Below are 26,286 nucleotides of genomic sequence, written 5' to 3'. Positions count from 1 at the left end.
CATGGATGTCATGGACGTCGTCACTCTGATTCGGGAGCTGCTCCAGGCCGGAAACCTCGAAGCTACGGCCAATCGGTTTCTCCTGCATTTGTGCAGCTCATCGGGAGTGAACCAGGCCTACTGCTATTGGCGGGAGTTCGCTGGAGAGCGCCTGCTACCGGTCGCTAAGCATGGAGGGCCACAAGAGGATCTTCCCGCTATTTCGTTGGCCGAGTTGGATAACCCCTTGGTCTATGGCCTGATGAGCAACAAACCCTGCCATGTGGAGCGCCTGGGCCATCTGGTAGATGTTGGAGCAGGGTTCGATTCGTTGCAGGAGCGTCATGCTAGTGGCGACGCGATGCTGGTCTTGCCCATTGCCGGATCGCGACCACAGGGAGCGCTCGGTGTCGTAGCTATCGTGGGCAGTGATGTTGCGCTGCATGCGTGGCGAAAAGACCGAGTATGGCAAGAGTTGGTCCAATGCCATGAGCTGATCATTAAGCTCCTGCGCGAGCAGTATGGCGAGAGTGCAAACGCCCGCCTTGAGCGCGCCGCTATCCAAAGGCGCGAGGTCGAACAAAGCCTGGCGCGTGCCTCGCGGCTGCTGGCTGCGGGATTCATTGGCACCGGGGCCACGGCCAAAAAGTTGCGGTCAGAGATGCTAGGTCTGGCCGACTCCTCGCTCTCGCTTCTGATCACCGGCGAAACCGGCTCTGGAAAGGACCATGCCGCTTGGCTGATTCATCAGGCATCTGCTCGGCACGGAAGCTTCGTGCCGGTGAACTGCGCAGCCATCCCCAAGGACTTGATCGAGGCGGAGCTGTTCGGAACCGTGCGCGGCGCATACACCGGTGCCTTGCAGGCACGTAAGGGGCTGGTCGCCGAAGCTGACGGTGGGACGCTCTTTCTCGATGAGATCGGCGACATGCCGCTGGGTCTGCAGGGCACCTTGCTGCGCCTGTTGAATGAAAAGAAGTTCCGGCCCGTGGGCGCCACGCGCGAGCAGGCCTCTGATTTTCGCCTGATCTGCGCCACCCACCGGCCTCTGCCGGAGTTGGTGCTGGACGGTGCCTTCAGGGAGGACCTGTACTTCCGCATACGTCAACAGACCTTGCATATCCTGCCATTGCGCGATCGCCCGGAGGATATCCCGGCCCTGGTTTCACATGTGCTGCTCCACCACAACCGGGAGCACCAAGGCAGCGTCGCCGGGATCTCGGACAGCGCTTTGGCGCGCCTTCAGCGCTACGCCTTTCCGGGAAATGTCCGCGAGTTGCGCAGCCTTGTACTGGCGGCAGCGGAGCGCACGGCACCCGGGAAGCGTATCCGCAGCTCGCTACTGGGTGAGTTGGTCGACAGCCAAACGGTCAATCTGCGTCCGGCGAGTAGAACCATGGCCGGGATGCTGCAGGACCTAGTTCATACCGACAACCTTCCTCAAGCACTTTCGACAATCGAGCGACTTATCGTGACCGACCGCCTGCGCAAGGTCGAAGGATCGCGCCGCAACGCTGCATTGAGCCTGGGCATCCCCAAGCGCACCTTGGCGCGCAAATGCCTGGAGTGGAACTTGGACGGAGAGGATTCCATCGCATGAAGCTATTTAGCCTGACCCTGCTGTCGGCTGCAGCCTTGATTGGCTGGGACGCCGGAGGCACCGCAGTAGCGGCCGGCCCGGATTGCACCAGGATCGTATCCGCGGTCGAGCGGCTTGCCTGCTTCGATGCCGCAGCCGGAACGCCGCCGACACCACCGTCATCACAACCCCCTTCCGTCAGTGCCGAACCTGCCGTAAGGGCGGCGGATATCACTGTACTCGTTCGCGAGAATGAGGTGGGCCGGCGTCCCGATCAGACCGCCTCGATACTCGGGCGTAGCGCGGATGACTTGCCGGGACAGTTCAAAGTGGTGATTTCTTCACCGGCGCTGAGTGGCGCCGCGCCTCGTCCGCTTCTGGCGATAAGTTGCCTGTCGAATATCTCCCGGCTACAGCTGCTGACTGCCGATCCCCTGCCGGTGAATCGCGTCAGTATCCGCCTTCTGCTAGATGGCCGGCCGATATCTCCGTCGCGGCCTTGGCAGGTTCTGGAAGACGGCACGGTCACCGATGCTGGGCGGGGGCTTGTGGCCATCGAGCAGTTGCGCGAGCTGACCCGACCGGGCCAGCAATTGCAACTTGAGAGCGACCACAGCCCATTTCATGGACTGCGCTTCGATGTAAGCGCGCTGGCCGGCCAGATGATGCAGCAGCGAGAGGCGTGTCACTGGTGAAAGCGCTTCCTCCGCTAGACCTCAAGGCGTTGCTGGCCCCGCTGGATGAACGCCAGCCTGCCGGGGTATTCGATGAGGAAGACGAACTCTTCCAGAGTATTGACCACGAGATGATCAAGCTCGGCACCCTTCAGGAAAAGACTATCGATTGGGCTTTCATCGATGAGGGAGCGCGGCGGTACTTGAGCAACCAGTGCAAGCACCTGCGTATTGCCGGGCACCTGATCACGGTGCGGCTGCGTTCGAGCAGTTGGCGTGGCTGGGCAGAGGCCGCCGGCGTGCTGGCTGGCATGGTAGAGCGCTACTGGGAAACGGGACACCCCAAACCCGGCGGCACGGGCTACATGGTCAAGCGCCGTCTGATTTCCCAGCACCTTGAGCGCCTGGGCGATGCCTTGCCTACGCTGGACGCCAAAGGCTTTACCGCCGAGTTTTACAAGGCCGGGCAGCACGCACTCGACACCCTTCAGGTATGTGCTGAGTCAGCCAAGTTGGACGTACCGACGCTGACCTCGCTCGAAGCCAAGCTGTGGCGCCATGTTGAATCCAATCGTGCACCGGAGCTCGTCAAGCAGCCTGCCGCGGTTTCTGCGCAAGGCGATGCGGTAACGGATGCCTTCTTCTCTCCCGCCCTGGCCGGCCCAGGCAACGAACGTGAGAACCGACGTTCACTGCTTTCAGCAGCGGAGATCATCAATCAGCAGGATGCCTACGACCCAGCTGGATACGTCCTGCGCCGCTTCGCGCTCTGGGGGCATCTGACCAATGCGCCTTCACCCCGCAAGGGGGACCGCACCGAGCTGATGGCCGTTCCTGCGGATATCGCCGAAGGCTATGACGAAGCGCTGAAGAACAACACCGTCGATCCGCCCCTGTTACAGCGTGTGGAACGCAGCGTCGCGTCTTCGCCGTATTGGCTTCGGGGCAGTTTCTTGTCAGCCGGCATCGCTCGCAGGCTGGAGATGCCATTAGTGGCAGAGGCCATTCGGCAGGCTGCCGAACGCTTCGTCACTCGACTGCCAGCCTTGACCAAGTTGGAGTTCGCCGATGGGCGGCCATTTGTAGACGGTGCTACGCAGGCTTGGCTGAGCGGTGCTCGCCAAGGAGGTGCCACCGGGGGATCAGGCACAGCACTGGAGTACCCCGCACTGCGTGATGAACTGCGAACGTTGCTGGACTCCCGCGGTGTGGAGCCGATGCTCCGACGCTTGGAGTCACTTCAACAACAGCGGACTGATCTCAGGCATGGCTGTCACCTCATGACCATTGCTGCCGAGTTGCTCGCCGCTCGCGGGCTGCGTTGGCTTGCCGATGGCCTGTATGCGCGGGCGCATGGCGCCATGAGTAGTGCTTCGGCTCGCGAGTGGGAGCCTGCTCTTTTCGATCTCCTGGCGCAGCACGCGCCGGCCGCAGTGGAACACAAGGATTAAACAGGGAATATTGCCATGTGGAAAATCTGGTCCAACCTCCAACGCTTCGGTCGGCCTGTACTGCGCGGGTTCAAGCCAGGCCTGTCCCTGGTGCTACTGCTGCTCCTGATCCTCGCCCTGGGAGCCATCTGGTGGCTGGGGCCCAAATGGACCTGGGGTGAGTACCACCCGCTGGAAAGCCTGACCGCTCGCGTGCTGGCCACAGTGGTGCTGCTGGTCATCCCATTGCTGGTATGGGCGCTGCGCCTGCGCCAACGAGCGCAGCATCTGGAAGCCGACCGCAAACATACTGAAGCGGTTCAAGTCGATGCCTGCTTGCGCTATGTAGAAGCCCAGGAGCGCGATCTCGACCGAAGCCTCGCAACACTCCAGTCGCATCTCAAGGGGCGAAACGCCCTGTACCAGATGCCCTGGTACCTTGTGTTGGGACAGGAGAACTCGGGCAAGACCAGCTTCGTCAACCGGTCCAATCAGAGCTTCTCGTTGACTGGAGAAATGAAGGCCGGCAGCCGTCGTATGCAGGAGGATCCCGACAAGATCTACTCCATCGACTGGTGGATGGGCGAACAGGCAGTGCTCATTGACCCGCCTGGCGAGATCATCAGCCAGCCCAGGATCAGCGTCGATTCCGAGAACGCCCCCATCCAGGACGCCGCAGCCGTCGATAAGAGTGTCTCGCCGCGCAGGCTCCCGGCCGGACTGCCGGAAGACCTCCATTCGCGGTTATGGGACAGTTTCGTCGCTTGGCTGGGGCGCAATCGAAGTCGTCGGCCGCTCAATGGCGTGGTGCTGATGGTCAGCCTAGTGACCTTGCTGAACCAGAAACCGAGCGACCGAAAGGCCTTGGCCGCACTGCTGCGAGCCCGCCTGGTAGAGCTCAGCCGTGAGCTCGGCACACGTCCTCCGTTGTACGTCGTACTCAGCAAATTCGACTTGCTCGAGGGCTTCGAAACGCTGTTTGCTCGTCTACCGAAGTCGGTGCGGGAAGATATCTTCGGCTTCACTTTCACGCTGGATTCGCTGCGGGAATACGATTCTTGGCTGGAGGAGTTGGGAATGCGCTACGACGCTTTCTTGGGGAGACTGAACGAGCAAGTCTTCGATGCCATGGCGGACGTCACTGAGACGAAGCAGCGCGAGGCCCTCTATTCGTTGGTGCGCCAACTATCCGGCCTGCGGGCGATACTGTTGGGCTTCCTGGCAGACGTGATGGGCAGTGACCGGTTTGCCACTCCCGCCTTGCCGCGTGGTGTGTTCTTTTCCTCGGTCTACCAACAGGGTGTGCTCAACAACGCATTCGTGGCCTCGGCTGCGCAGACCTACGACCTGCGGGAGCCTGTGAATCACGTGCAACCCAGCGGCCGTGCGATGGTGTACTTCGCCCAGCAACTGTTCCAGCGCATCATCTACCCCGAGTCCGGCCTGGCCGGCGACAACCCCAGGGTTCTAGTACAGAAGAAGCATGCCTTGGCCATTCGTTTTGGCATTGCCTCGGTCGGGAGTCTGCTGATCATCGGCGGGTGGTACCACTACTATGCGGTGAACCGCGAAAAGGCCATGAGCGTGCTGGAACGCAGCCGCGATTTCAGTGCTCGCGCTATTGACGGCAAACTCGACCCGACTGGCCGCAATCTGCTTCAACCGCTGGATCAGATCAGCAATGCGGTGGCGGTCTATGGCGACTACCGAGACGCCTGGCCGCTAATCTCTGACCTCGGGCTATACCAGGGGCGAGCCATTGGCCCAAAGGTCGATGAGGCCTATCTGGCGCTACTTTCGGAGCGTTTCCTGCCGGCGTTGGCGAGTGGTGTGATAAACCGGCTCGATGGTTCTGATGTGGATAGCGATGCTCAATTGGCCGCGCTTCGTGTCTATCGGATGATCGAAGACCGACCCAACCGCCGCCCGCCTGTGGTGGAGGGTTGGATGGCTGCACAATGGCAGGCGGATTTCCCAGGCGAAGACCGCGTCCAGCGTGGTTTGATGCGTCACCTCGACTACGCCATGAAGTACGCCGATACGCGCCTACCCCAGTACCAGGCGCGGGTTGCTGTGGTCCAGCGCCAACTGCGGCAGATTCCGCTACCCCAGCGCGTTTACATGACCATGCGCAGGGAGTCTGGTGCCTCCCTGCGCTCGCCGCTGGACCTGCGCAATGAAATCGGCCCAGCATTCGATATCGTCTACGAGCCTGTTGCGACAGTAAGAGAGGAGGGGAGCTACCTGCCGTCGAATGGTCGCATCGATGCTCTGCTGACCGCCAAGGGCTATCGCAATTATTTCGCTCCACACAGCCAGGATCTCACCGAACTGGCGATGATCGACCAGTGGGCTCTGGGTGAGCGCGATAAAGTCGACTATTCGGAAGCGGACAAAGCGGCCCTCACCGAACGCATTCGAGCAATCTATAGCCGTGACTACGTGGATTCGTGGCAGACAAGCCTCGCTCTCTTGGAAGTGCGGGATTTTCAGGATGTCTCCCAGGCGGTGAGTATTCTGGGCAGCGTCACCAGCCCGGCGGCGCCGATGCGGCGTTTGATCGAGACGGTGCGTGACAACGGTGAACTCGGTGCGGAGCCGACAATTGCGACGGAGGGCAGGGAGACTGTTGCAGACAAGGCTGCGGCCATGGTGGAGAGGACGAGCAAGAGTCGCGACGACGCGGAAACTGCACCACCGATCATGGATATCGCCCGTGCCTTTGCTCCGCTGAGCCAACTGCTGGACGCCAAGGGCGAGCGGGCTTCCTACCTGGATGAGACGATGCTGGCAATCGGAAGCGTTCAGGACCAGGTGCGCCTCGTGCACGACGGTCCCGACCGCGGCAAAGCCGCCCTCGGTGTGGTTCTGGAACGCTTCTCCCTGAAGGGCCCCGACCCCATCGCCAACTTGCAGCGCATCGCTGCAGGGCTACCGGAACCGATGAACCGTCAGGTAGCGAAGCTGGCCGACGAATCGTCGAGGGTGATCCTGGTGGAGGCCTTACGTGAATTAGAGCGGCGCTGGGATGCCGACGTCTTTCGCTTCTATCGCGAACGCTTGGCCAACCGATATCCCTTCAATCCGGCCAGTCGGGACGAGGCATCCCTTGATGACTTCACGGCGTTCTTTGGACCTCAAGGCCGCCTACAGACGTTCCGGGAAAAGTACCTGAACCTGTTCGTCGAGGAGAACCTGGAGGCCCTGTACTCCGAGCGCCTAGCGGGTTACTTGGTACGTTCCGACGTGCTCACCCAGTTGGAGTCGGCTGACCGCATCCGCGATGCATTCTTCAACAGCCGTGGGATGTTGGGTGTGCAGTTCTATGTTGAGCCGCTAGGGTTGTCACCCACAAAGCGCAGCAGTTCGCTCAGCGTGGAGGGTCAACTGATCACCTACAGCCATGGACCCACCACCAGCACGGCGCTCATTTGGCCCAACACCCTTGCACCAAGCAATGAAAGTCGCATGACGCTTGTCAACGCGGGGGCAGCAGCAGTGGACTGGTCTATCGCGGGCCTTGGTCGCTTTATCGCTTGTTGAGCCAGGCTCGACTGAATGGCGGTACCAGTACCAGCGTAGACATTAGCTTCTCTGCACCAGATGGCGGTATGCGGTATCGCATCAGCACCGAGAAAACCAATAATCCTTTCACACAGCCTCTGTTCAAGGACTTCGTATTGCCGCATACCCTATTGCAGGACGGTCTTCGGGTGCGTGCTGACGCCCGTCCAGATGTTCGAGCAGAGAACCGTCCAAGTAACGCTGGATAAGATGTCGCCAGCAGAGAGGAGCGGATGTTATTCCGAGGGTGCGTATCAAGAAAGGATGTCGTTCTACTTGCTGGATTTTCAGAGTTTTCTGGCACGACTTCGTCTCTCAACGTCGTTCGCATCTTAAGAGATACTGCTCGCGTAACGCCGCTCATGTTCCATCGGACTTCTGCGCACTCGCCTGCGAAACCCCTGGGCGCTCGGCTAGCGTTATTGTCCGACGGGACGAAAAGCCCTGACTATGTACCGGAGTGTGGTGGCAGTTGCTCGTCTCGTTCAGAGAAAAACGTCCGCCGGTACCTTGAAGCGTTCCGCTAGCGCACGGATGTGGCGGACATTGAGCTGGCGCTTGCCATTGAGAATCTCGGACACGACGGACTGAGCTCCGATCTCCGGCAGGTCACTCTGGGTGAGGTTGTGCTCGTGCATCAGATAGCGCAACACCTCGTGCCCCGGGGCATCGGGCATGACGTAGTGCTTTGCATCATAGGCAGCGATCAGGTCGCCCATCTGCGAGGCCAGAACGGCGAGAGGGTGATTCTCGGTACTGGCAATCTCGTCGAGCAGTTCGTCGAGGCTTTCGACCAGTACGTCGTAGTCCGCCTCGGTATGTGGAGGCGTGAGCAGCGGAGCAACGTAGCGCCAGTGTTCGACGGCTTGCTTGAGGAGTGCGCTCATGTTGTGCACCTCACTTCCATTGGTTGCGGTCGTACTCTTGGTGATCGAGGACGGCTCGAATGAAGACCTTCTTGAACTGGTAGTCCACCACGGTTATGAGCCGCAGCTTGTTACCGCCGATATCGAACACATGTTTGTCACCTACTTTGTCCACGCTGGGGAAGGTCTGCTTCATCTCGACGAAGTCTTTTGGGTCCAGCTTGCTCAGTAGGCGATACCAAGCATCCAGTGCGTTGGCCGAATGCGACCATCTTTCCTTAGCTTCCCAGATACGCTTCTGCGTGATGATGTGCATGCTGTGTCCGTATAGCGATCTGCGATAATTATACTACCGGCATCGCAAAAATATAGCGATACGCTATTTTTTCGCGGCCACCTGAATCCGCCCCCTCCCGCGCGAAAGGTGCTCAAGCAAATCATTGAGCGGTGGAGGTAAGCGCCATGAGCAAGTTCTTTGAAGACCTGCTGGCAAGCGTCCAGCAAATGGACGAGATCCACCGTGGCGAGCGCAAGCCTTCACGGGAGCTCGCCGTGGACGCGCTGAAGGTGAAGGAAATCCGCAAGGCCACCGACCTGACCCAAGCCAAGTTCGCGGCCTCGATGTGCAGCTCGGCACGTTGCGCAATTGGGAACAAGGTCGGCGTGAACCCACTGGACCGGCCAAGGTGTTGCTGCGGGCCATTCACAACGACCCCAAGCACGTCTTCCAGGCACTGTCTCACTGAGCCTTTAAGTGGGTCGATTTCGACACTTCTTCGACATCACCAAACCCCAGAAACGAAAAAAGCCCAATGAGTGGGCCTTGATCTGAGGACGAGAAGGGAATCTAAGCATTCAGAAATTGCAGGTGGTTAAGGTTGTTCTGTGGTTTAGGAGTACATCTAGGCATACAAATCGCTGGTTGCTGAGCGGTTAGCGCCTGCAATGGCTACCTATTGACCGGTACGTATTGAGCTGTTGAGTGGTTTGGCAGTTATTCAATACTGGCCAGTTCGCGCTCGTCCTAATAAGGGGAAGGTTGCTGGTTCGAACCCACTCTACGACGCCATTTTTTCCCGCCTGATCCTTTCCTCACTACCGTTTCGAGCGCTGGCCACCTGCGCTTGCGACCTCCTGTGCACCACGCTTGACTGAATGATGGGGGCTCACCTTACGGGAGAACTCAGATGCTCAGACGCTTGCTCCCCTTGGTCATGGTGGCGCTGTTCATTGCGATCAGTGGCTCGTCCTGCAACGGCGGTGGTGATGGTGGCGGAGGTTCGCAGCAAAGCGAGCCCATGGGCGGTAGTGGAGGTTACTGATGCGAACGAGCCCCGCCTGGCGCGGGGCTTTTTCGTCGTTGCGGCATCAGCGCGTCAGCGGCAGCGCTGCGCCGACCAGTGCGAACAGCGTGCCGCAACCACGGTTGAAGCCCTTGCCGCCGCGCTCCAGCCACGGCCGGATCCTGAACGCCAGGCGAGCCAGTAGATACTCCACCAGGAATTCCACTGCCGCGAAGGTCGCCGCCATCACGATGAACTGGCTGACCAGTGAACGTTGCAGGTCGATGAACTGGGGCAGGAAAGCACCGTAGAAGAGCAGTACCTTGGGATTGGCCAGAGCCGACAGGAACCCCTGGCGGAACAGGTTCGACGGCGGCGGTATACCCGCGCCGGTCAGTGGGTTCAGGTGCAGGGCGGGGGCTCGCCAGAGCTGCAGGCCCAGCCACACCAGATAGGCGCCGCCAATCCACTTGAGCACCGTCAGCGCGGCGGACGAAGCCTCCAGGAGCGTGCCAAGCCCGAACATCGCCAGCGCGATCAACAGACTGAAACCGGAGACGCTGCCGGTGATGGTAAACAGCGTGCGCTTCGAGCCATGCAGCGCGCCGTGGGTCAGGGCGAGCAGGCTGTTGGGGCCGGGCGTGAGCGCCAGGCCGATGGTGGCGATGAAGTAAATCAGCCAGGTATCCGGAGCCATCTGTCAGTCCTCGTGAAAATCTGTGGTCAGTCTAGGGACGGCTCGTCGATGTATGCGGTATTTTCTGGACATCCTTTGGTAGTTTCTGGACATGCCGTCATGCACGCAGATGCCAGCCCACCCGATGTTCGATTCCTGCTGTTGCCGCTTCCCGAGTTCAGCCTGCTGCCATTCGGCGGCTTCCTGGACAAGCTGCGCTTCACCGGCGACGACGAAGATTACAGTCGGCAACGCTACTGCAGCTGGACGATTCTCGGCCTCGAACACGGGCATGTCGTGTCCAGCAGTGGGGCGGCCGTCCAGGTGGATGCCAGCCCGGAGCAGGTCGCGCTGGCCGACTACGACTACCTGGTCGTGTTCGGTGGACGCCGTGCCGGCGCGACCGAGGCCCTCGCCCCCCTTTACCGCCCGCTCCTGCGCAAGGCCGCCGCGCAGGGCGTGAAGCTGGTGTGCATCGATAACGCGTGTTTCCTCTTCGCTGCCTGCGGCTTGCTGACCGGGCACAAGGTGGTGGTGCACTGGCGCCATGAGGCCGAGTTCCGCGCCTCCTATCCGCGCATCCCGCTACAGCGCGAGCGGCTCTACTGTCTCGACGGCAATCGCATTTCCTGTGCAGGCGGTGCTGCGGCCATCGACCTGGCGGTGGAACTGCTGTCTCGCGCCTGTGGCCGAACCAAGGCGCTCAAGGGCCTGGCCGACATGCTGGTGGATGAAAGCCGAAGCAGCGAACACCTGCTGCGCTCACGAGAGGCCGCGACGGTTCACGGGCGGCACGTCGATCGCGCCATCGCGCTGATGCGGCAATGGATGGCGTCCGCAACCGGTGTCGACGTGCTGTCGGAAGTGGCGGGCGTCAGTCGCCGTCAGCTGGATCGATTGTTCCAGGCCAGGCACGGCGTGACGGTAAAGGCCTACTGGACCGAGATGCGCCTGAACCATGCGAAATGGCGGCTGCTGAATTCCGATCACAGCCTGGCACTGATCGCCGACGAGATCGGCGCAGCGGATACCAGCCATCTGGCCAGGTTGTTTCGCACGCGCTTCGGCATCTCACCTGCGGCCTTCCGCCTGCAGCAAAGGGCACGGGTGGAACGCGTAGGCGAGTAGGACTGCGTCCGGCATCGCGAATGAATTCGCTCCCACAGGTTTCCTCCGCCACTGTGCAGTTCACCCGGCCGCGGGCAGAATGCCTGCAATTCCCCGTTCCGAGGTTCCGTTGCCATGCTCAGCGCTGAGCTCAAGGCCTTCTACATGGTTGCCCGCCTGGGCAGCATCACCCTGGCGGCGAAGAAGCTCGGCCTCAGCCAGCCCACGGTAACCACGCAGATCCGCAACCTGGAAAGCCAGTACGGCGTCGAACTGTTCCATCGTGGTGGTCGCCGTCTGACAGTGAGCGAGGAGGGGGCGAAGTTGCTGCCCATGGTCAAGGTGCTGCTGCAGCAGGAAGCCGACATCGAGTTCTTCCTGCGCAACTGCGGACAGATGCAGGGCACCCTGCGCATTGGCGCCACCGCGCCGTACTACATCCTCGACCTGGTGCGCAGCTTCCGTACGCGCTTTCCGCAGATCGACGTGTCGCTGGATATCGGCAACTCCCAGCAGGTGATCGAAGCGCTAGAGGAATACCGCGTCGATCTGGCCGCCTCCTCGCAGAAGCTCGACGACGCGCGCCTGGTCCGCATGGTGCTGGGCAGCGACCCGCTGGTGCTGGCCGTGCACCGTAAGCACCCCCTGGCGAGACGCAAGTCCGCGAGCCTGGAGGACCTGAAGGGCCACTGCCTGCTGATGCGCGAGCCCGGGTCCACCACCCGCCAGCTCACCGAGGACATGCTCAAGGACGCCGGCATCTCCATCGGCCCGCTGCTGGAAATCGGCAGCCGTGAATCCATCCGCGAAGCGGTGATCCGCAATCTCGGCATCAGCATCATCGCCCGCCACGAAGTGCCGGATAACCCGGAGCTGCGGGTGATCGAACTCAAGGGCGCGCCGCAGATCGACGAGTACCTCTATTGCCTCAAGGAGCGGCGCCAGGCGCGCTTGCCGGCGGCCTTTCTGGCCGTGGCGCGGGAAAGCACGGAGTAGGGAAGGTGGATGTAAAGAGCGACATCCACCCTACGAAAAGCACGTCGGAGTCGTAGGGTGGATCACGCTTCATCGATCCACCATCGGAGTCCGGCGTGGCGCCGTTGGTGGTACCTGACGGTTCGATCCCCTATCCCAAATCCGCCAATGACACTATCGGCGTAATTTGCCCAACCGCCATCTGACGTTCGCATTGCCCCCCTAGCATCACCCTCGTCGAGCCGTGCACCCGTGCACGCCAACTGCTTAACGAGGTACCGCCATGAACCCAGCCGATCACCACGCCACCCATATGCGGGTGCGAGATATCCACAAGCGCTTCGGCCATTTCACCGCATTGGGCGGGGTGTCCCTGGATATCGCCGAAGGCGAACTGGTGTGCCTGCTGGGGCCGTCGGGCTGTGGCAAGACCACGCTGCTGCGCTGCATCGCAGGTCTGGAACAGCAGGACAGCGGCACGCTCCACATCGGCTCGCGGGATATCTCGCGTCTGCCGCCCCAGGCCCGTGACTACGGCATCCTGTTCCAGTCCTATGCGCTGTTCCCCAACCTGACCGTCGAGCAGAACATCGCTTACGGCCTGTCCGGTAGCGGCCGCGAGCAGGTTCGTGCCCGCGTCGCCGAGATGCTGGAACTGGTGGGCCTCGCCGGCAGCGAGAAGAAATTCCCCGGCCAGCTCTCCGGTGGCCAGCAACAGCGCGTAGCCCTGGCCCGCGCCCTGGCTCCGGCGCCGTCGCTGCTGTTGCTGGACGAGCCGATGTCGGCGCTGGACGCCCGCGTCCGCGAGCACCTGTGCACCGAGCTGCGCCAACTGCAGAAGCGCCTGGGCATCACCACGCTGATGGTGACCCACAACCAGGACGAGGCCATGCTGATGGCCGACCGCATCGCAGTGATGAGCCAGGGCCGCGTCGAACAATACGGCTCGCCCCAAGACATCTATCGCCAGCCCGCCACGCCCTTCGTCGCCGAGTTCGTCGGCCAGGGCAATTGGCTGCCCTTCGACTCGCGCCAGGGCGGTCACGCCCGTGTCGGCAGTATGCGCCTGCGCCTGCCTGAAAGCGCCGCAAGTGCTGACCGCGGCCGTCTGTTCTGCCGCCCTGAAGCTATCGCCATCAACCCCTCCGAGCAGCAGGACAACCGCTTCCGTGCCCAAGTGCGGGAGATCACTTTCCTCGGCAACCGTTGCCGCATGAGCTTCGAGCTGGAGCAACTGCCGGGTTATCCGCTGCTGGCCGAACTGGCCCCGGAAAGCCTGCCGCGCCTCGGCACTCCGGATATCTGGGTGGCCCTGCCGTCCCGCAGCCTGCAGGTGTTCGCCTGAGATGGATGCCGTGATCAAGCTGGATAAAGCGCCGGCCAAGGGCGCCCTGCGCGGCGACCTCGGCGACCGCCTCTTCGTGCAGGGAGGCAAATACCTGTTCCTCGGCCTGCTGATCCTCGCGGTGCTGCTGCCGCTGCTGGCGATCTTCTGGCGCGGTTTCAGCGGTGAGGCGGGGCAGGGCGGCGGCTTCGTCGCAGCCCGCGGGCTGTTCGCCAGCGCCAACTTCCACTGGCTGCTGGGCAATAGTCTGAAGGTGTCCCTGAGCGTCGCCGCCATCGTGGTGCCCACCGCCTACCTGTTCGCTTATGCGCTACAACGCACGCTGATTCCGGCCAAGGGGCTGTGGCGCGGGATTTCCCTGCTGCCGCTGCTGGCGCCGTCGATGCTGCCGGGCATTGCGCTGATCTACCTGTTCGGCAACCAGGGCCTGCTGCGCGACTGGCTGCCGGACAATATCTATGGCTTCTGGGGCATCGTCCTGGGTGAAGCCATCTACACCTTCCCCCACGCGCTGATGGTGCTGCTCTCGGCCCTGGGCATGGCGGATGCGCGCCTGTTCGATGCTGCCGCCAGCATGGGAGCGGGCCCCTGGAAGGCCTTCCGCAGCATCACCTGGCCGTCCACCCGCCAGGCTGTGTTCGCGGCCTTCTGTCTGGTGTTCACCCTGACCATCACCGACTTCGGCGTGCCTGTGGTCGTCGGCGGCGACTACCAGGTGCTGGCGCTGGAGGCCTACAAGGCGGTGGTCGGCCAGCAGCAGTTCGGTCGGGGTGCGCTGATTGGCATGGTGCTGCTACTCCCTGCGCTGCTCAGCTTTGGTGTCGATGCCTGGCTGCGCCGCCGCCAGGGCGAGGCCATGAGCGGCCGCGCGCAGGTCTTCCATCCGGCACCGTCGAAGGTCCGCGATGCCTGCTTCCTGGCGCTGGTGCTGGTGGTCTGCGCGATTCTCCTGCTGGTGCTGGGCATGGCGGTGTATTCGTCGCTGGTGAAGTTCTGGCCCTACAACCTGTCGCTGTCCCTGCGTCACTACGCCTTCGAGGAAACCGCCGGCGGCGGCTGGCTGGCGTACCGCAACAGCCTGACCCTGGCTACTTGCACGGCCATATTCGGCAGCGCGCTGATCTTCACCGGCGCCTACCTGATGGAGAAGACCCGTGGCCAGCGGTGGCTCAACCAGGCGCTGCGCCTGCTCAGCTTCGTGCCCATGGCGGTGCCCGGCCTCGTGCTCGGCCTTGGCTACGTGTTCTTCTTCAACCTGCCGGGCAATCCACTTCATGCGCTCTACGGCAGCATGGCCCTGCTGGTGATCTGCTCCATCGCGCACTTCCTGACCACCGCGCAGATGACCGCCACCACCGCGCTGCGCCAGCTGGACGGCGAGTTCGAAGCCGCCGCGCTGTCGCTCAAGGCGCCGCTCTGGCGCCACTACCTGCGAGTGACCGTACCGATCTGCCTGCCGGCGCTGCTGGACATCATTCGCTACCTGTTCGTTTCGGCCATGACCACCGTGTCCGCCGCCATCTTCCTCTACAGCCCGGACAGCATCCTCGCCGCCGTGGCCGTGTTGAACATGGATGATGCCGGCAACGTCGGCGGTGCGGCCGCCATGTCCACCCTGATCCTGCTGACCTCAGCCGCCGTGTCCCTGCTGCTGGCCTGGGCCTCGCGCGGCCTGCTGCGCCGGTCCCAGGCCTGGCGCCAGGGCTCGCCTGCCACCCCCTGAACAACCAAAAACCGCAAGCCAACCCCCGACAAGGAGCTTTCCATGTTCAAACGCCTCGCCCTCGCCGCCGCCGTAGTGGCCGGCTTCAGCCTCCAGGCCCAGGCCGCTACCGAGCTGACCGTGTACACCGCCCTGGAAGCCGAACAGCTGTCGGCCTACAAGAAGGCCTTCGAAGCGCAGAACCCGGATATCGAGATCAAGTGGGTGCGTGATTCCACCGGCATCATCACCGCCAAGCTGCTGGCCGAGAAAGACCGCCCGCAGGCCGACGCCGTGTGGGGCCTGGCCGCTTCCAGCCTGGCCATCCTGGACCAGCAGGGCATGCTGGAGAAGTACGCGCCCAAGCACCTGGAAACCATCGGCGCCAACTACCGCGACGCCGCCAACCCGCCGGCCTGGGTCGGCATGGACGTCTGGGCCGCCACCATCTGCTTCAACACCGTGGAAGCCGAGAAGCAGGGCCTGAGCAAACCCGGTAGCTGGGAAGACCTGACCAAGCCCGAGTACAAGGGCAAGATCGTGATGCCGAACCCGGCGTCTTCCGGCACCGGCTTCCTCGACGTCAGCGCCTGGCTGCAGACCTTCGGCGAGAAGCAGGGCTGGGCCTACATGGATGGCCTGCACCAGAACATCGGCCAGTACGTCCATTCCGGTTCCAAGCCGTGCAAGCTGGCCGCCGCCGGCGAGTTCCCCATCGGCATCTCCTTCGAGTACCCGGCCGTGCAGCTGAAGCGCCAGGGCGCCCCGCTGGACATCGTCCTGCCGAAGGAAGGCCTGGGCTGGGAGATCGAAGCCACCGGCATCGTCAAGGGCACTGACCAGATGGAAGCGGCGAAGAAACTCGCCGACTTCTCCGCCAGCCCGGCCGCCATGGAGCTGTACAAGGAGAACTTCGCCGTTCTCGCCGCTCCGGGCATCGCCAAGCCGCAGACCGAACTGCCGGCCGACTACGAACAGCGCCTGATCAAGAACGACTTCGCCTGGGCCTCGCAGAACCGCGACCAGATCCTTGCCGAATGGCGCAAGCGCTACGACGGCAAGTCCGAGAAGCTGCCGCAGTAAGTCGAACTATCAGCCCGCTCCCTCGCTCTTTCCCCCCTCTCCCTCTGGGGCGAATAGGCACGCTTTTGGAAGCACTGCTTCCAGTGCCTATGAGCGCCTGAGCGCGAAGCGCCAGGCAGGGGCGCGGAGCGGGGCCGGGGTGAGGGAAGAGGGGCGGCACTGTTTTCCAAGGAGTCACTCATGCCCCTGCAAGACACCGATATCGCCATCGTCGGCGCCGGCATCCTCGGCCTTTCCCACGCTTACGCCGCCGCCCGTCGCGGCCTGCGCGTCAGCGTCTTCGAGCGCAGCGCCACGCCGCTGGGCGCGTCGGTGCGCAACTTCGGCCAGGCCCTGGTCACCGGCCAACCGCCGGGCCCCATGCATGCGCTGGCCCGCGCCAGCCGCGAAATCTGGGCGGGCTGGGCCGAGGCCGCCGGCTTCGAAATCCACCGCAACGGCTCCCTGCTGTTCGCCCGTACCCGCGCCGAAGAGGAGCTGCTGGAAGCCTTCTGCGAAGTGCGCGCCCCCGAGCACGGCTATCACGTCGAACTGCTGCGTGGCGAGCGCCTGCACGATCTCTACCAGGGCCAGTTCAGCCACCACCGAGCCGCGCTGCTGGGGCTGGATGACCAGCAGCTCTATTCCCGCGAGGCCATTCCCGCGCTGGTGGAATACCTGCGCCGCGAGCATGGCGTCGAATTCCATTTCTCCACCCTTGTGCGCGATGTCGAACCGGGGGTTATCCACAGCACCAAAGGCAGCTGCCGCGCAGAGCAGATCGTTATCTGCTCGGGGCACGACTACCAGACGCTGCTGGCCGAGCAGATCGCTCCGCTACAACCCCAGGTCTGCCGCCTGCAGATGCTGCGGGTGCGCCCGGAGCGCGACTTCGGGCTGAACCAGGCGGTGCTCACCGGCCTCTCTTGCGTGCACTACGGCGCCTTCGCCGACCTGCCGGAAGCCGAGGCTATTCGCGAGCAGATCCAGAACGAGCAGCCGGAGCTGGAGGAAAACGGCATCCACCTGCTGGTCAGCCCGACGCCTTACGGCGAACTGATCGTCGGCGATTCCCACCACTACGGCAGCGATGCGTCGCCCTTCAACGCCGAAGCGGTGGACGACATCATGTTGGAGCTGGCCGAGCACACCCTGGGCACCCGCCTGACGGTGGTGGAGCGCTGGCAGGGCGTCTACGGCGCACGTGGTCCGGGACCCTTCTCGGTGCTCAAGGCCGCTCCCGGCGTGACGGCGGTGCTGATGCACAGCGGTGTCGGCATGAGCATCGGTCCGGCCTTGGGCGAGCGGACGATGGCGGGGTTGCTGGCTTGATCCGGTGGAGGTGAGAGACCGTAGGTTGGTCCGAGGAACGAGGCCCAACGAAATGGGGCAGGGCCGTGAATCGTTGGGTTTCGCTTCGTTCGGCGGCAACCCGCTTTGTGGGAGCGAATTTATTCGCGAATGAATTCGCTCCCACAAAACGGCTTGCTCCATACGCGCTTATCAATCCAACCGCTTATGCACCCGCATCACCGCAACGGTGAGCATCACCAGGGTGAACACCACCAGCACCACCAGTTCCAGCCAGAGGTCGGCCAGGCCCGCGCCGCGCAGCATGATGCCGCGGGTCAGGCGCAGGAAGTGGGTCAGCGGCAGTATCTCGGCGATCCACTGCGCCGCCTGTGGCATGCCGGCGAAGGGGAACATGAAGCCAGAGAGCAGGATCTGCGGCAGGAAGGTGAAGAAGGCCATCTGCATGGCCTGGAACTGGCTGCGCGCCAGGGTGGAGATGAACACGCCCAAGGTCAGGCTGGCGAAGATGAAAACCAGCGACGCGCCGTAGAGCTCCAGCAGCGAGCCGCGCACCGGCACTTCGAACAGCCACAGCCCCACCAGCAGGATCACCGTCACCTGCACCAGGCCGATGCCGACGAAGGGCAGCACCTTGCCCAGGGTCAGTTCCCAGGGCGAAACCGGCGTGGTGATCAGCAGCTCCATGTTGCCGCGCTCCCGCTCGCGCACCAGGGCGATGGCGGTGAACAGCACCATGGTCATGGTCAGGATCACGCCGATCAGCCCCGGCACCGTGTTCAGCGGCGCCAGGCGTTCCGGGTTGTAGAAGTTCACCACCTGCACGCCGGTCAGGTTGGGCCAGCCGGGCAGGGGATAGGCCGCCAGTTGCCGGGCTGAGGCCTGCACGACCTGGTCGGAGCCATCCACCACCAGCTGCAATGGTGGGCGGTCCTTGCGTTGCAGACGCGCCTCGAAGTCCGGCGGCACTACCAGGGCCGCGCTGATGCTGCCTTCGCGCAGCAGCTTGTCCAGTTCCTGTGGGGTGGCGAGCTGGTAGCGGAAGTCCAGCACCTGGCTGGCCCCGAGTTCGGCCACCACTTCGCGGGAACGGGCAGTATCGGCCTGGTCCAGCACGGCGGCGTGCAGGCCGCGCACATCCATGTTGATGGCGTAGCCGAAGAGCACCAGTTGCATGACCGGGATGCCGACGATCATGGCGAAGGTCAGGCGGTCGCGGCGCAGCTGGCGGAGTTCCTTGAGGACGATGGCCCCCAGGCGGCGCAGGTTCATGACGAGGCTCCGGCCTGCTGCAGCGGGCGGTGAGTGACAGCGACGAAGACGTCTTCGAGGTTGGCCTCGGTGGGTTTCACCTCGGCTTCGACGCCTTGTTCGGCCAGACGCCGGGCGATGCGATCGTGGGCATCATCGACAGCGCTGAGCACGCGCAGCGTGGCGCCGATCTGGGCCATGGCGATGACTTCCTCGGCGCCTTGCAGGGCGCGCTGGGCCTGACGCGGCTGGGCGCATTCCACCAGCAGCGGACGGCCGGGCAGGGCGGCCATCAGTTCGGCGGGGCTGCCGTCGGCCACCAGACGGCCGGCATCGAGGATGCCGAGGCGCGTACAGCGCTCGGCTTCGTCCATGTAGTGGGTGGAGACCAGCAGGGTGGTGCCGGCTTCGGCCAGTTCGAACAGCGAATCCCAAAATTCTCGGCGCGACTGTGGGTCCACGGCGCTGGTGGGTTCGTCGAGCAGCAGCAGGTCGGGTTTGTGCAGCACCGCGCCGGCTAGGGCCAGGCGCTGTTTCTGGCCGCCGCTCATGGTGCCGGCGAGCTGCTTGCGGCGATCCGCCAGCCAATAGCGCTCCAGCAATTCGTCGATGCGCTGGCGGGCTTCGCGGCGGTCCAGTCCCTGGACGGTGGCGAGGAATTCCAGGTTCTCCCCCACCGTGAGGTCTTCGTACAGGGAGAACTTCTGGGTCATGTAGCCGATGCGGCGTTTCAGTTCCTCGGCGTCCTGGGGAATGCGGCAGCCCAGCACTTCGATCTCGCCCGCGCTGGGTAGCAGCAGGCCGCAGAGCATGCGGATGGTGGTGGACTTGCCGCAGCCGTTGGGGCCGAGGAATCCGAATACTTCGGCGCGGTTGACGTGCAGATTCAGGCCATCGACGGCGGTGAGCTGGCCGAAGCGCTTGGTCAGGCCGCTGGCGCGAATGACCGCGTCGTTACTGCTCATGGCTCACTCGCTCCGCCTGCACCGGCAGGCCCGCGGGCAGCTTGCGCGCTGCCTCGCCCTGCAGCACCAGTTCGGCGCGGTACACCAGGCGACTGGCATCGTCGCCGGTCAGGGCAAAGTAGGGGGTGAAGCTGGACTCGCTGGCGATGCTGCGCACGGTGGCATCGAAGGGTTCGGCCACGCCTTCAACCTTCACCTTCAGGGAATCGCCGATGGTGATGTTCGGCCGCACGGAGGCCGGCACGTAAACCCGCGCGTAAGGCGCATCGCCCACCAGCAGGCTGACCAGCTCGGCGCTCAGCGGCGGCTGGTCGCCCGGTTTGAAGGGCAGGGCGTCGACCCGGCCGTCGCGGGGCGCGCGCAGGCTCAGGTGTTCGCGGGTGACCTGCAACTGCGCCTGCCGACCCTGGGCGGCCAGGAGCAGGGCGGTGGCCTGTTCGATCTGTTCCGGGCGGGTGCCGTTGGTGAGTTCGCGCAGCTGGGCGTCGGCATTCTTCACTGCGGCGTTGGCCTGGTCGCGGGCGGCGCGGGCGCGGTCCAGCTCGGCAATGGCGACCTGGCGGCGCTGATAGAGGGCAGCAATGCGCTGGAAGTTGCGCTCGGCATCGGTCGCTTCCGCGCGATTGCGGGTGAGGGTGGCGCGAGCGGCGTCCATGGTCTCGCTGCGGGCACCGTTGCTGAGCTCATCGAGCCGCGCCTGCGCCTGGGCGACGTCACCTTGCGCTTCCTTGAGGCGAGCATCGAGGCGGCGCGGGTCGAGTTCCAGCAGCAGTTGGCCCTGCTGCACCTGATCGCCTTCGGCCACACGCCAGGCGAGGATGGTTTCCGAGGCTTCGGCGGGCAGCCCGATACGGTCCCATTCAAGGGTGCCGAGCAGCGGCTGTTGCGCGGGGTCTTCGCAGCCACTGAGCAGGGCGAATGCCAACAGGCAGGGAAGCAGGCGTTTCATGGCTTCACCTCCAGGCCGCGCTCGAGCAGGGCCATGATGTGTTTCACCATGGCTTCGTCGCCCAGCTCCGGCGTGGCGAAGATGCCGCGCCAGATCTGCCCGGCGGCGTAGGGCAGCATCACCATGCCGACCAGGGAAACCACCAGCAGGCGTGGGTCGATATCGGGGTTGAGGCGTCCCCCCGCCTGCGCTGCGGCGAAGCGCTGGGCCAACAGCAAGGGCACCATCGGGGCGAAGCGGGATGTGAGCATTTCGCGCAGCGCGCCGCCTTCGCAGAGCACTTCACGGACCCAGAGCGGTGGCAGCCAGGGATTCCGGCTGAGGTTGGCGCTCATGCCGCGAACGAAGGCGCCGACCAGCTCCAGCGGATCGTCACCGACCTGTTGCAGGCGTTCGCCCATGCCCTGGAACAGAGGCAGCAGGCGTTCCTCGACCATGGCCTCCACCAGGCGCTCCTTGTTGCCGAAGTAGTAATTCACCAGTGCGGGTGTCACGCCGGCCTGCTGGGCAATGCTGCGCAGGCTGGCGGCGTGCACGCCGATATGGGCGAAGGCTTCGGTAGCGGCGTCCAGCAGGCGTTCGCGCTGGAGCTGGGAATCGCCTGTGGGGCGGCCGGGGGAACGGGGGCGGGTCACGGTAAGCATCTCCGGACGGGTAAGGATGGCTTATTTAAATATGCATTTAATTAATTAACAACGAACAGCCGACGAACGCGAAATGCGGGCTATCTTCAATTTCTACGGATCAGCCTTGGACCCCGCCCGTGCGCGACGCCCTGCGTGCTTTCCTGGCGCCTGACATTCCGGCGCTGCAGTTCGCGATCAAGACCCTGCTGGGCGGCGCGCTTGCGCTCTGGTGCGCCTTCCGCTTCGACCTCCAGCAGCCGCAGTGGGCATTGATGACCGCGTTCATCGTGGCCCAGCCGCTGTCCGGGATGGTGGTGCAGAAGGGCTTGGCGCGGCTGCTCGGCACCCTGGTGGGCACGGTCATGTCGGTGGCTATCGTCGGTCTCTTCGCGCAGACGCCCTGGCTGTTCCTGCTGGCCTTGGCGACCTGGCTGGGCATCTGTACCGCCGCCTCCACCATGCTGCGCAGTGCCTGGTCCTATTCCTTCGTGCTGGCCGGTTACACGGTCGCCATCATTGGCCTGCCTGCCATCGCCCACCCGCTGGCGGTGTTCGACCAGGCCGTGGCGCGCTCCACGGAGATCTGCCTCGGTATCCTCTGCGCCACGCTCACCAGCGCACTGCTCTGGCCGCAGCGGGTGGAACGCCAGTTGGCGCGCCAGGCGCGGGACGCCTGGCAATGCGGCATCCAGGCGTCGATCTCCGCCCTGAAGGGCGAGCGGCAGGAACGCCAGGGCCTGCTCGGCGTGCTGGGGCGCATCGTGGCGGTGGATGCACAGCGCGAGCACGCCTGGTTCGAGGGCAACCTGGGACGACAACGTGCGCTGGCGCTGCAGGTGCTCAGTCGCGACCTGCTCAGCCTGTTACGCCTGGCGCGCGGGGTCGCGCGCCAGTGGCGCCAGTTGGGGGAAGACGAAGCCGAAGGGTTGCGGCCCTGGGTGGAGGAAGTGGAGCAGACCCTGGCTGAACCCGATGTGGCACGCCTGGATGCGTTGCGCGACCGACTGCTGTTGGCGTCCGAAGACGAGTCCCTGAGCACCGTCCAGCAATACTGCCTGGGCCGCATGGCAGTGGTGATGCGCCAGGCCTCGGAGGCGGTCGACGCCATGCATGCGGTGGAGCGGGGCGAAGCGCCGGAGGATGCACCACAGCCCTTGTCCGCCCATCGCGACGTGCCGACCGCCGCCATCTACGGCCTGCGCAGCGCCTTGGCCTTCCTCGGCCTGTCGGCCTTCTGGCTGGCCACCGCCTGGACCGCGGCAGTGGGCGCGCTGACCCTGACCTGCGTGATCTGCGGCCTGTTCGCCAGCCGCGAGAATGCCGAGCAGATCGGCATGATGTTCCTGCGCGGGATCCTCTATGCGCTGCCTGTGGCCTTTGTTGTCGGCCAGCTGTTCCTGCCGCAGCTCAGCGGCTTCGCAATGCTCTGCATGGCCCTCGGCGTGCCGCTGTTCTTCGGTGCGCTGGGCATGGCCAAGCCTGCGCTGGGCGCCACGGCTACTTCGTTCTGCCTGCATTTCATCGTGCTCTGTGCGCCGCAGAACCTCATGCGCTTCGATGTCGGGCTGTTCTTCAACGAGGCGATTTCCATGCTCCTTGGCGTAGGCTTCGCGGTATGCGCGTTCCGCCTCATTCCCCTGCGCAATCCAGTGTGGCACGGCCGCCGCCTGCTCAAGGCGAGCCTGAACGATCTGGCGCGACTGACCGGCGTGCGCCTGGCCGGAGCAGAGAACTGGTTCGGTGGGCGCATGGCGGATCGCCTGCTGCAATTGGCGCGGCTCTACCCGGTGCTGCCGGAGCAGAGCCGCAGTCGCTGGGACGATGGCATCGCCAGTCTGGATGTGGGCGACGAGTTGCTGCACCTGCGGCGTTGCCTGGCCGCAGCCGACAGGCCGCTGGGCGCATCGGAGGACCGCTTCCTGCGGCATCTGGAACGTGTGGTGCTGCAGGGGCCGGCGCCCGGCCGCGCCCAGGCGCTGGACGAGCCGGTCGAGGATTTGCTGAAGGCCCTGCGGGGGGCCGGCCGGACCATCGACCGTCGCCTCGCCCAGGCGGCGCTGTTGCAGTTGCAGCAGAGTTGGCGGCAATGGTGTGAACAACAGGAGGAGAGCCATGGGCTTGCGTGAATGGTCCTTTGGCGGTGTGCTGCTCAGCCCCTTTCTGCTTTATGCGTTGCTGGCACTGCTGGTGACCGGCGCGCTGCGCGTGGGCCTGGCGCGAGTCGGGCTGGCGCGCTGGATCTGGCACGAAGCGCTGTTCGACTGTGCCCTGTATGTGTGTGTGCTGGCGGCGCTGGTCGCGTTGACCGGGCACTGGTGAAGGAGATGACGATGCGTTCCACGCTGCGCGTACTGGTAACCCTTGCCCTGGTCGTGGTGGCCATCGTGGCCGGCTATGGTCTCTGGCAGCACTACATGCTCGCTCCCTGGACCCGCGACGCACGGGTGCGCGCAGACGTGGTGGTGATATCGCCCGACGTGTCCGGCTGGGTGATGGAGCTGAAGGTGCAGGACAACCAGCAGGTCAAGGCCGGCGACCTGCTCCTGAGCATCGACCGTGAGCGCTACCAGGCCGCCCTGGAAAAGGCCCGCGCGGTGGCCGAAACCCGCCAGCATCAGTTGCGCCTGCATGAGCATGAGGCGTCCCGCCGCGTACATCTCGGGCCGCAGGCCATCAGCGCGGAGCTGCGCGAGAACGCCTTGATCACCGCCGACGTGGCGCGAGCGGAATACCGTGAAGCCCAGGCGGAGGTGAAGGTGGCCGAGATCAACCTCGCCCGCAGCGAACTGCGTGCGCCGCGCAATGGCCAGGTGACCAACCTGCGCCTGGCCCAGGGCAACTACGTCGGCGCTGGCCAGCCGGTGATGGCGCTGGTGGACGACGGTTCCTTCTACGTCCAGGCCTATTTCGAGGAGACCAAGCTGCCGCGCATCAAGGTCGGTGCGCCGGTGAAGGTCTGGCTGATGAGCGCGGGCGAGCCGCTGACCGGCAAGGTGGAAAGCATCAGCCGCGGCATCACCGACCGCAATGCGATTCCGGATACTCAGTTGCTGGCGAACGTCGAGCCCACTTTCAACTGGGTACGCCTGGCGCAGCGGATTCCGGTGCGGATCAAGCTGGACAAGGTGCCGGACGACGTGACCCTGAGCGCTGGGATGACGGCGAGTGTGACGGTGGCGGAGTAAAACAGGGCTGAATCGTTGGGCCTCGTTCCTCGGACCAACCTACGGCAGGACTGCGTCCTGCTTGGCGAATGAATTCGCCCCCACAGGAAAACGAAGAATTACTCAGCGGGCACGGACAGCTCCCTCTCCCTCTGGGAGAGGGTTGGGGTGAGGGCAGCGTCAGGCCCGCTCGGTGCCCACCCTTATCGCGAATGAACTCGCTCCCACAGGAAAAACAGTCGCCCACAAAAAAGCCCGGACTCATCCGGGCTTTTTTGTATCCAGCGCAATCAACCGATGGTGATCGGCGGCAATTCCGGCAGTTCCACCGAGAGCTGCTGCTTGGGTGCCAGCACTTCGGCTTCGCCGTCCACCACTTGATCGGTGTTCTGGTTGAACACGCGGGTGGCGATGCGTACGCGGTTCTTCGGCAGCTTCTCGAGGATTTCCAGCTCTACGGTCAGGGTGTCGCCCAGTTTCACCGGGCGGGTGAACTTGAGTTGCTGGCCGAGGTAGATGCTGCCCGGGCCAGGCATTTCGCAAGCGATGGCGGCGCTGATCAGGGCGCCAGTGAACATGCCGTGGGCGATGCGCTCCTTGAACATGGTGCCAGCAGCGTACTCAGCGTCCAGGTGCACCGGGTTGCGGTCGCCGGAGACGGCGGCGAACAGCTGGACGTGACGCTCTTCCACGGTGGTGGAGAAGGTGGCTTTCTGGCCGACTTCCAGGGCGTCGTAGGTGAAGTTGGTTACCTGGCTCATGCGGTCTCCTTGGCTTGCGTTGGGTGGTGCCGACTGTGGGCAAGGGTGCGCTCCAGCCAGTCGATCACGTCGTTGGTCACTTCGTCGCGGTTGCTCTCGTTGAGCAGCTCATGACGGGCGTCGGGGTAAATGTTCAGCTGCACGTCCCTGATGCCGGCCCGGCGCAAGGCCGCGGCAAGTTCCTGCAGGCGCCGGCCTTCACTGACCGGGTCGCGTTCGCCACCGATCACCAGCAGCGGCAGATCGGGGTCGATCTGTGCCAGGTGTTTCGGTGGGGTGATGCTCTGAAGCCCGCCGAGCAGGTCGAGCCACAACTGGTTGGTGCAACGGAAACCACAGAGCGGGTCCGTGACGTACTTGTCCACTTCCGCCGGGTCGCGGCTGAGCCAGTCGAAGGCCGTGCGGTTGGGCTTGAAGGCCTTGTTGAAGGAGCCGAAGGAGAGGAACTCGATCAGCGCACTACGGCCTTCCTTGCCCCGGCGCCAGCGCTCGAAGCGGGCGATCAGGGCAGCCACCTTGTACAGCGCGACGGGCTGGTAGTTGGAACCGGAGAGGACGGCGCCCTGCAGGCTGCAGCTGTGGTGCATCAGGTAGGCCTGGCCGATGTAGCTGCCCATGCTGTGGCCGAGCAGGAAGATCGGCGCTTGCGGGTGCTGCTGGCGGATGTGGTGATTGAGGCTGGCCAGGTCGCCAATGACCTTGTTCCAGCCGCCGTCCGCCGCGTACTGGCCGAGGACGCCATGCTCGGCGCTGCGGCCATGGCCACGCTGGTCGAGGGCGTAGAGCTCGAAGCCGACGGCTGTCAGGGCCGCACCCAGCCGGGCATAGCGGCCGCCGTGTTCGGCCATGCCGTGAGACAGCATGACCACGGCCCTGGGCGGGCTTTCGCCGGACCAGTGATTGACGTACAGGGGCGTGCTATCGCTCGCGTCGAGCCAGAAGGCGTCGTGGCGCATGGCCGATCCTTATGCCGGGGATTCGGCGCATTGTGCACGGGCGCGAAGGTGGCGCAAAGCC

At 64.0% G+C, this 26,286-nt stretch carries 22 protein-coding genes and 2 pseudogenes; 15 read left to right on the top strand and 9 right to left on the bottom strand.

The annotated features are described in order from the left end of the window. Position 1: 1 nt before the first annotated feature. The 4 genes and pseudogenes from DM872_RS00730 to tssM all read left to right on the top strand — a co-directional run bounded on the left by DM872_RS00730 (position 2) and on the right by tssM (position 7,435). Entirely contained in the window at positions 2-1,579 is a 1,578-nt protein-coding gene (locus tag DM872_RS00730; RefSeq protein WP_256873261.1) for a sigma 54-interacting transcriptional regulator, read from the top strand. Next, positions 1,576-2,253, top strand: a complete 678-nt coding sequence (gene vasI, locus DM872_RS00725; protein WP_179057663.1) for a type VI secretion system-associated protein VasI — start codon at positions 1,576-1,578, stop codon at positions 2,251-2,253. Before DM872_RS00730 ends, vasI begins: the two co-directional genes overlap by 4 nt. Then, positions 2,241-3,683 carry a type VI secretion system protein TssA gene (gene tssA / locus DM872_RS00720; protein WP_179057662.1) on the top strand — a complete coding sequence of 481 codons (1,443 nt, stop codon included), beginning with the start codon at positions 2,241-2,243 and terminating at the stop codon, positions 3,681-3,683. Before vasI ends, tssA begins: the two co-directional genes overlap by 13 nt. Positions 3,684-3,698: 15 nt before the next feature. Next, positions 3,699-7,435 (top strand): annotated as a pseudogene (gene tssM, locus DM872_RS00715) (type VI secretion system membrane subunit TssM). 276 nt (positions 7,436-7,711) lie between these two features. On the opposite strand, the gene DM872_RS00710 reads toward tssM, so the two are convergent. Next, a complete protein-coding gene (locus DM872_RS00710) occupies positions 7,712-8,113 on the bottom strand; it encodes a helix-turn-helix domain-containing protein (protein ID WP_179057661.1) in 402 nt (133 codons plus the stop codon). Positions 8,114-8,123: 10 nt separating this feature from the next. Then, positions 8,124-8,408: a type II toxin-antitoxin system HigB family toxin gene (locus DM872_RS00705; RefSeq protein ID WP_179057660.1), complete on the bottom strand. Its 285-nt coding sequence runs from the start codon at positions 8,406-8,408 to the stop codon at positions 8,124-8,126. 146 nt (positions 8,409-8,554) lie between these two features. On the opposite strand from DM872_RS00705, the pseudogene DM872_RS00700 reads away from it, so the two are divergent. Further along, a pseudogene (locus DM872_RS00700) lies at positions 8,555-8,838 on the top strand (transcriptional regulator). Between the two features lie 441 nt (positions 8,839-9,279). Then, positions 9,280-9,414, top strand: a complete 135-nt coding sequence (locus DM872_RS30370) for a hypothetical protein (RefSeq protein WP_256873260.1) — start codon at positions 9,280-9,282, stop codon at positions 9,412-9,414. A gap of 46 nt (positions 9,415-9,460) precedes the next feature. Here DM872_RS30370 and DM872_RS00695 read toward each other — a convergent pair whose 3' ends face one another. After that, positions 9,461-10,072 (bottom strand): LysE family translocator, encoded by a 612-nt coding sequence (locus tag DM872_RS00695; RefSeq protein WP_179057659.1) that lies wholly within the window; start codon positions 10,070-10,072, stop codon positions 9,461-9,463. Between the two features lie 99 nt (positions 10,073-10,171). Between DM872_RS00695 and DM872_RS00690 the strand changes: the two genes are divergently transcribed. The 6 genes from DM872_RS00690 to DM872_RS00665 all read left to right on the top strand — a co-directional run bounded on the left by DM872_RS00690 (position 10,172) and on the right by DM872_RS00665 (position 17,574). Next, positions 10,172-11,179, top strand: a complete 1,008-nt coding sequence (locus tag DM872_RS00690; protein WP_179057658.1) for a GlxA family transcriptional regulator — start codon at positions 10,172-10,174, stop codon at positions 11,177-11,179. A 114-nt stretch (positions 11,180-11,293) separates the two neighbouring features. Further along, positions 11,294-12,154: a LysR family transcriptional regulator gene (locus tag DM872_RS00685; protein WP_179057657.1), complete on the top strand. Its 861-nt coding sequence runs from the start codon at positions 11,294-11,296 to the stop codon at positions 12,152-12,154. Positions 12,155-12,416: 262 nt separating this feature from the next. After that, positions 12,417-13,478 (top strand): putative 2-aminoethylphosphonate ABC transporter ATP-binding protein, encoded by a 1,062-nt coding sequence (locus DM872_RS00680; protein ID WP_179057656.1) that lies wholly within the window; start codon positions 12,417-12,419, stop codon positions 13,476-13,478. 1 nt (position 13,479) lies between these two features. Next, positions 13,480-15,201, top strand: coding sequence for a putative 2-aminoethylphosphonate ABC transporter permease subunit (locus tag DM872_RS00675; protein WP_179057655.1), 1,722 nt, complete (start codon positions 13,480-13,482; stop codon positions 15,199-15,201). A 42-nt stretch (positions 15,202-15,243) separates the two neighbouring features. Continuing rightward, positions 15,244-16,263, top strand: a complete 1,020-nt coding sequence (locus DM872_RS00670; RefSeq protein ID WP_179057654.1) for a putative 2-aminoethylphosphonate ABC transporter substrate-binding protein — start codon at positions 15,244-15,246, stop codon at positions 16,261-16,263. Positions 16,264-16,443: 180 nt separating this feature from the next. After that, positions 16,444-17,574 carry a TIGR03364 family FAD-dependent oxidoreductase gene (locus tag DM872_RS00665; RefSeq protein ID WP_179057653.1) on the top strand — a complete coding sequence of 377 codons (1,131 nt, stop codon included), beginning with the start codon at positions 16,444-16,446 and terminating at the stop codon, positions 17,572-17,574. Between the two features lie 171 nt (positions 17,575-17,745). Here the strand turns inward: DM872_RS00665 and DM872_RS00660 are convergent, their stop codons facing one another. From DM872_RS00660 to DM872_RS00645, 4 genes are read right to left on the bottom strand one after another with little or no spacing between them, the layout of a single operon-like run. Next, on the bottom strand, positions 17,746-18,825 hold the full coding sequence (locus tag DM872_RS00660; protein WP_179057652.1) for an ABC transporter permease: 1,080 nt from the start codon (positions 18,823-18,825) through the stop codon (positions 17,746-17,748). Then, positions 18,822-19,769 carry an ABC transporter ATP-binding protein gene (locus DM872_RS00655; RefSeq protein WP_179057651.1) on the bottom strand — a complete coding sequence of 316 codons (948 nt, stop codon included), beginning with the start codon at positions 19,767-19,769 and terminating at the stop codon, positions 18,822-18,824. The genes DM872_RS00660 and DM872_RS00655 overlap by 4 nt, the downstream gene beginning before the upstream one ends. Next, a complete protein-coding gene (locus DM872_RS00650; RefSeq protein WP_179057650.1) occupies positions 19,759-20,718 on the bottom strand; it encodes an HlyD family secretion protein in 960 nt (319 codons plus the stop codon). Before DM872_RS00650 ends, DM872_RS00655 begins: the two co-directional genes overlap by 11 nt. After that, positions 20,715-21,362 carry a TetR/AcrR family transcriptional regulator gene (locus tag DM872_RS00645; protein ID WP_218648956.1) on the bottom strand — a complete coding sequence of 216 codons (648 nt, stop codon included), beginning with the start codon at positions 21,360-21,362 and terminating at the stop codon, positions 20,715-20,717. The genes DM872_RS00650 and DM872_RS00645 overlap by 4 nt, the downstream gene beginning before the upstream one ends. 119 nt (positions 21,363-21,481) lie before the next feature. Here DM872_RS00645 and DM872_RS00640 point away from each other — a divergent pair, with 119 nt between their 5' ends. Genes DM872_RS00640 through DM872_RS00630 form a run of 3 tightly spaced genes read left to right on the top strand, consistent with a single transcriptional unit; the run spans position 21,482 to position 24,529 of the window. After that, a complete protein-coding gene (locus DM872_RS00640) occupies positions 21,482-23,470 on the top strand; it encodes an FUSC family protein (RefSeq protein ID WP_179057648.1) in 1,989 nt (662 codons plus the stop codon). Next, positions 23,457-23,663, top strand: coding sequence for a DUF1656 domain-containing protein (locus tag DM872_RS00635; RefSeq protein WP_179057647.1), 207 nt, complete (start codon positions 23,457-23,459; stop codon positions 23,661-23,663). The genes DM872_RS00640 and DM872_RS00635 overlap by 14 nt, the downstream gene beginning before the upstream one ends. 11 nt (positions 23,664-23,674) lie before the next feature. Continuing rightward, the gene (locus tag DM872_RS00630; protein ID WP_179057646.1) at positions 23,675-24,529 is read left to right on the top strand and encodes an efflux RND transporter periplasmic adaptor subunit; all 855 of its coding nucleotides are present in this window, start codon (positions 23,675-23,677) and stop codon (positions 24,527-24,529) included. A gap of 269 nt (positions 24,530-24,798) precedes the next feature. On the opposite strand, the gene DM872_RS00625 is transcribed toward DM872_RS00630, so the two are convergent. After that, entirely contained in the window at positions 24,799-25,269 is a 471-nt protein-coding gene (locus DM872_RS00625; protein WP_179057645.1) for a MaoC family dehydratase, read from the bottom strand. After that, a complete protein-coding gene (locus DM872_RS00620) occupies positions 25,266-26,225 on the bottom strand; it encodes an alpha/beta hydrolase (protein ID WP_179057644.1) in 960 nt (319 codons plus the stop codon). Before DM872_RS00620 ends, DM872_RS00625 begins: the two co-directional genes overlap by 4 nt. Positions 26,226-26,286 lie beyond the last annotated feature (61 nt).

Source organism: Pseudomonas taiwanensis (genome assembly GCF_013393345.1).
In the GTDB taxonomy this organism is placed as follows: domain Bacteria; phylum Pseudomonadota; class Gammaproteobacteria; order Pseudomonadales; family Pseudomonadaceae; genus Metapseudomonas; species Metapseudomonas resinovorans_C.
Note: the sequence above shows the minus strand (reverse complement) of the source record. Positions and strands in the feature narration are given on the sequence as shown.

Excerpts from the sequence above, each read along its gene's own strand:
- DM872_RS00730 (WP_256873261.1), top strand. The coding sequence starts at position 2 with ATGGATGTCATGGACGTCGTCACTCTGATTCGGGAGCTGCTCCAGGCC.
- vasI (WP_179057663.1), top strand. The coding sequence starts at position 1,576 with ATGAAGCTATTTAGCCTGACCCTGCTGTCGGCTGCAGCCTTGATTGGC.
- DM872_RS00710 (WP_179057661.1), bottom strand. The coding sequence starts at position 8,113 with ATGAGCGCACTCCTCAAGCAAGCCGTCGAACACTGGCGCTACGTTGCT.
- DM872_RS00705 (WP_179057660.1), bottom strand. The coding sequence starts at position 8,408 with ATGCACATCATCACGCAGAAGCGTATCTGGGAAGCTAAGGAAAGATGG.
- DM872_RS30370 (WP_256873260.1), top strand. The coding sequence starts at position 9,280 with ATGCTCAGACGCTTGCTCCCCTTGGTCATGGTGGCGCTGTTCATTGCG.
- DM872_RS00695 (WP_179057659.1), bottom strand. The coding sequence starts at position 10,072 with ATGGCTCCGGATACCTGGCTGATTTACTTCATCGCCACCATCGGCCTG.
- DM872_RS00690 (WP_179057658.1), top strand. The coding sequence starts at position 10,172 with ATGCACGCAGATGCCAGCCCACCCGATGTTCGATTCCTGCTGTTGCCG.
- DM872_RS00685 (WP_179057657.1), top strand. The coding sequence starts at position 11,294 with ATGCTCAGCGCTGAGCTCAAGGCCTTCTACATGGTTGCCCGCCTGGGC.
- DM872_RS00680 (WP_179057656.1), top strand. The coding sequence starts at position 12,417 with ATGAACCCAGCCGATCACCACGCCACCCATATGCGGGTGCGAGATATC.
- DM872_RS00675 (WP_179057655.1), top strand. The coding sequence starts at position 13,480 with ATGGATGCCGTGATCAAGCTGGATAAAGCGCCGGCCAAGGGCGCCCTG.
- DM872_RS00670 (WP_179057654.1), top strand. The coding sequence starts at position 15,244 with ATGTTCAAACGCCTCGCCCTCGCCGCCGCCGTAGTGGCCGGCTTCAGC.
- DM872_RS00665 (WP_179057653.1), top strand. The coding sequence starts at position 16,444 with ATGCCCCTGCAAGACACCGATATCGCCATCGTCGGCGCCGGCATCCTC.
- DM872_RS00660 (WP_179057652.1), bottom strand. The coding sequence starts at position 18,825 with ATGAACCTGCGCCGCCTGGGGGCCATCGTCCTCAAGGAACTCCGCCAG.
- DM872_RS00655 (WP_179057651.1), bottom strand. The coding sequence starts at position 19,769 with ATGAGCAGTAACGACGCGGTCATTCGCGCCAGCGGCCTGACCAAGCGC.
- DM872_RS00650 (WP_179057650.1), bottom strand. The coding sequence starts at position 20,718 with ATGAAACGCCTGCTTCCCTGCCTGTTGGCATTCGCCCTGCTCAGTGGC.
- DM872_RS00645 (WP_218648956.1), bottom strand. The coding sequence starts at position 21,362 with ATGCTTACCGTGACCCGCCCCCGTTCCCCCGGCCGCCCCACAGGCGAT.
- DM872_RS00635 (WP_179057647.1), top strand. The coding sequence starts at position 23,457 with ATGGGCTTGCGTGAATGGTCCTTTGGCGGTGTGCTGCTCAGCCCCTTT.
- DM872_RS00630 (WP_179057646.1), top strand. The coding sequence starts at position 23,675 with ATGCGTTCCACGCTGCGCGTACTGGTAACCCTTGCCCTGGTCGTGGTG.
- DM872_RS00625 (WP_179057645.1), bottom strand. The coding sequence starts at position 25,269 with ATGAGCCAGGTAACCAACTTCACCTACGACGCCCTGGAAGTCGGCCAG.
- DM872_RS00620 (WP_179057644.1), bottom strand. The coding sequence starts at position 26,225 with ATGCGCCACGACGCCTTCTGGCTCGACGCGAGCGATAGCACGCCCCTG.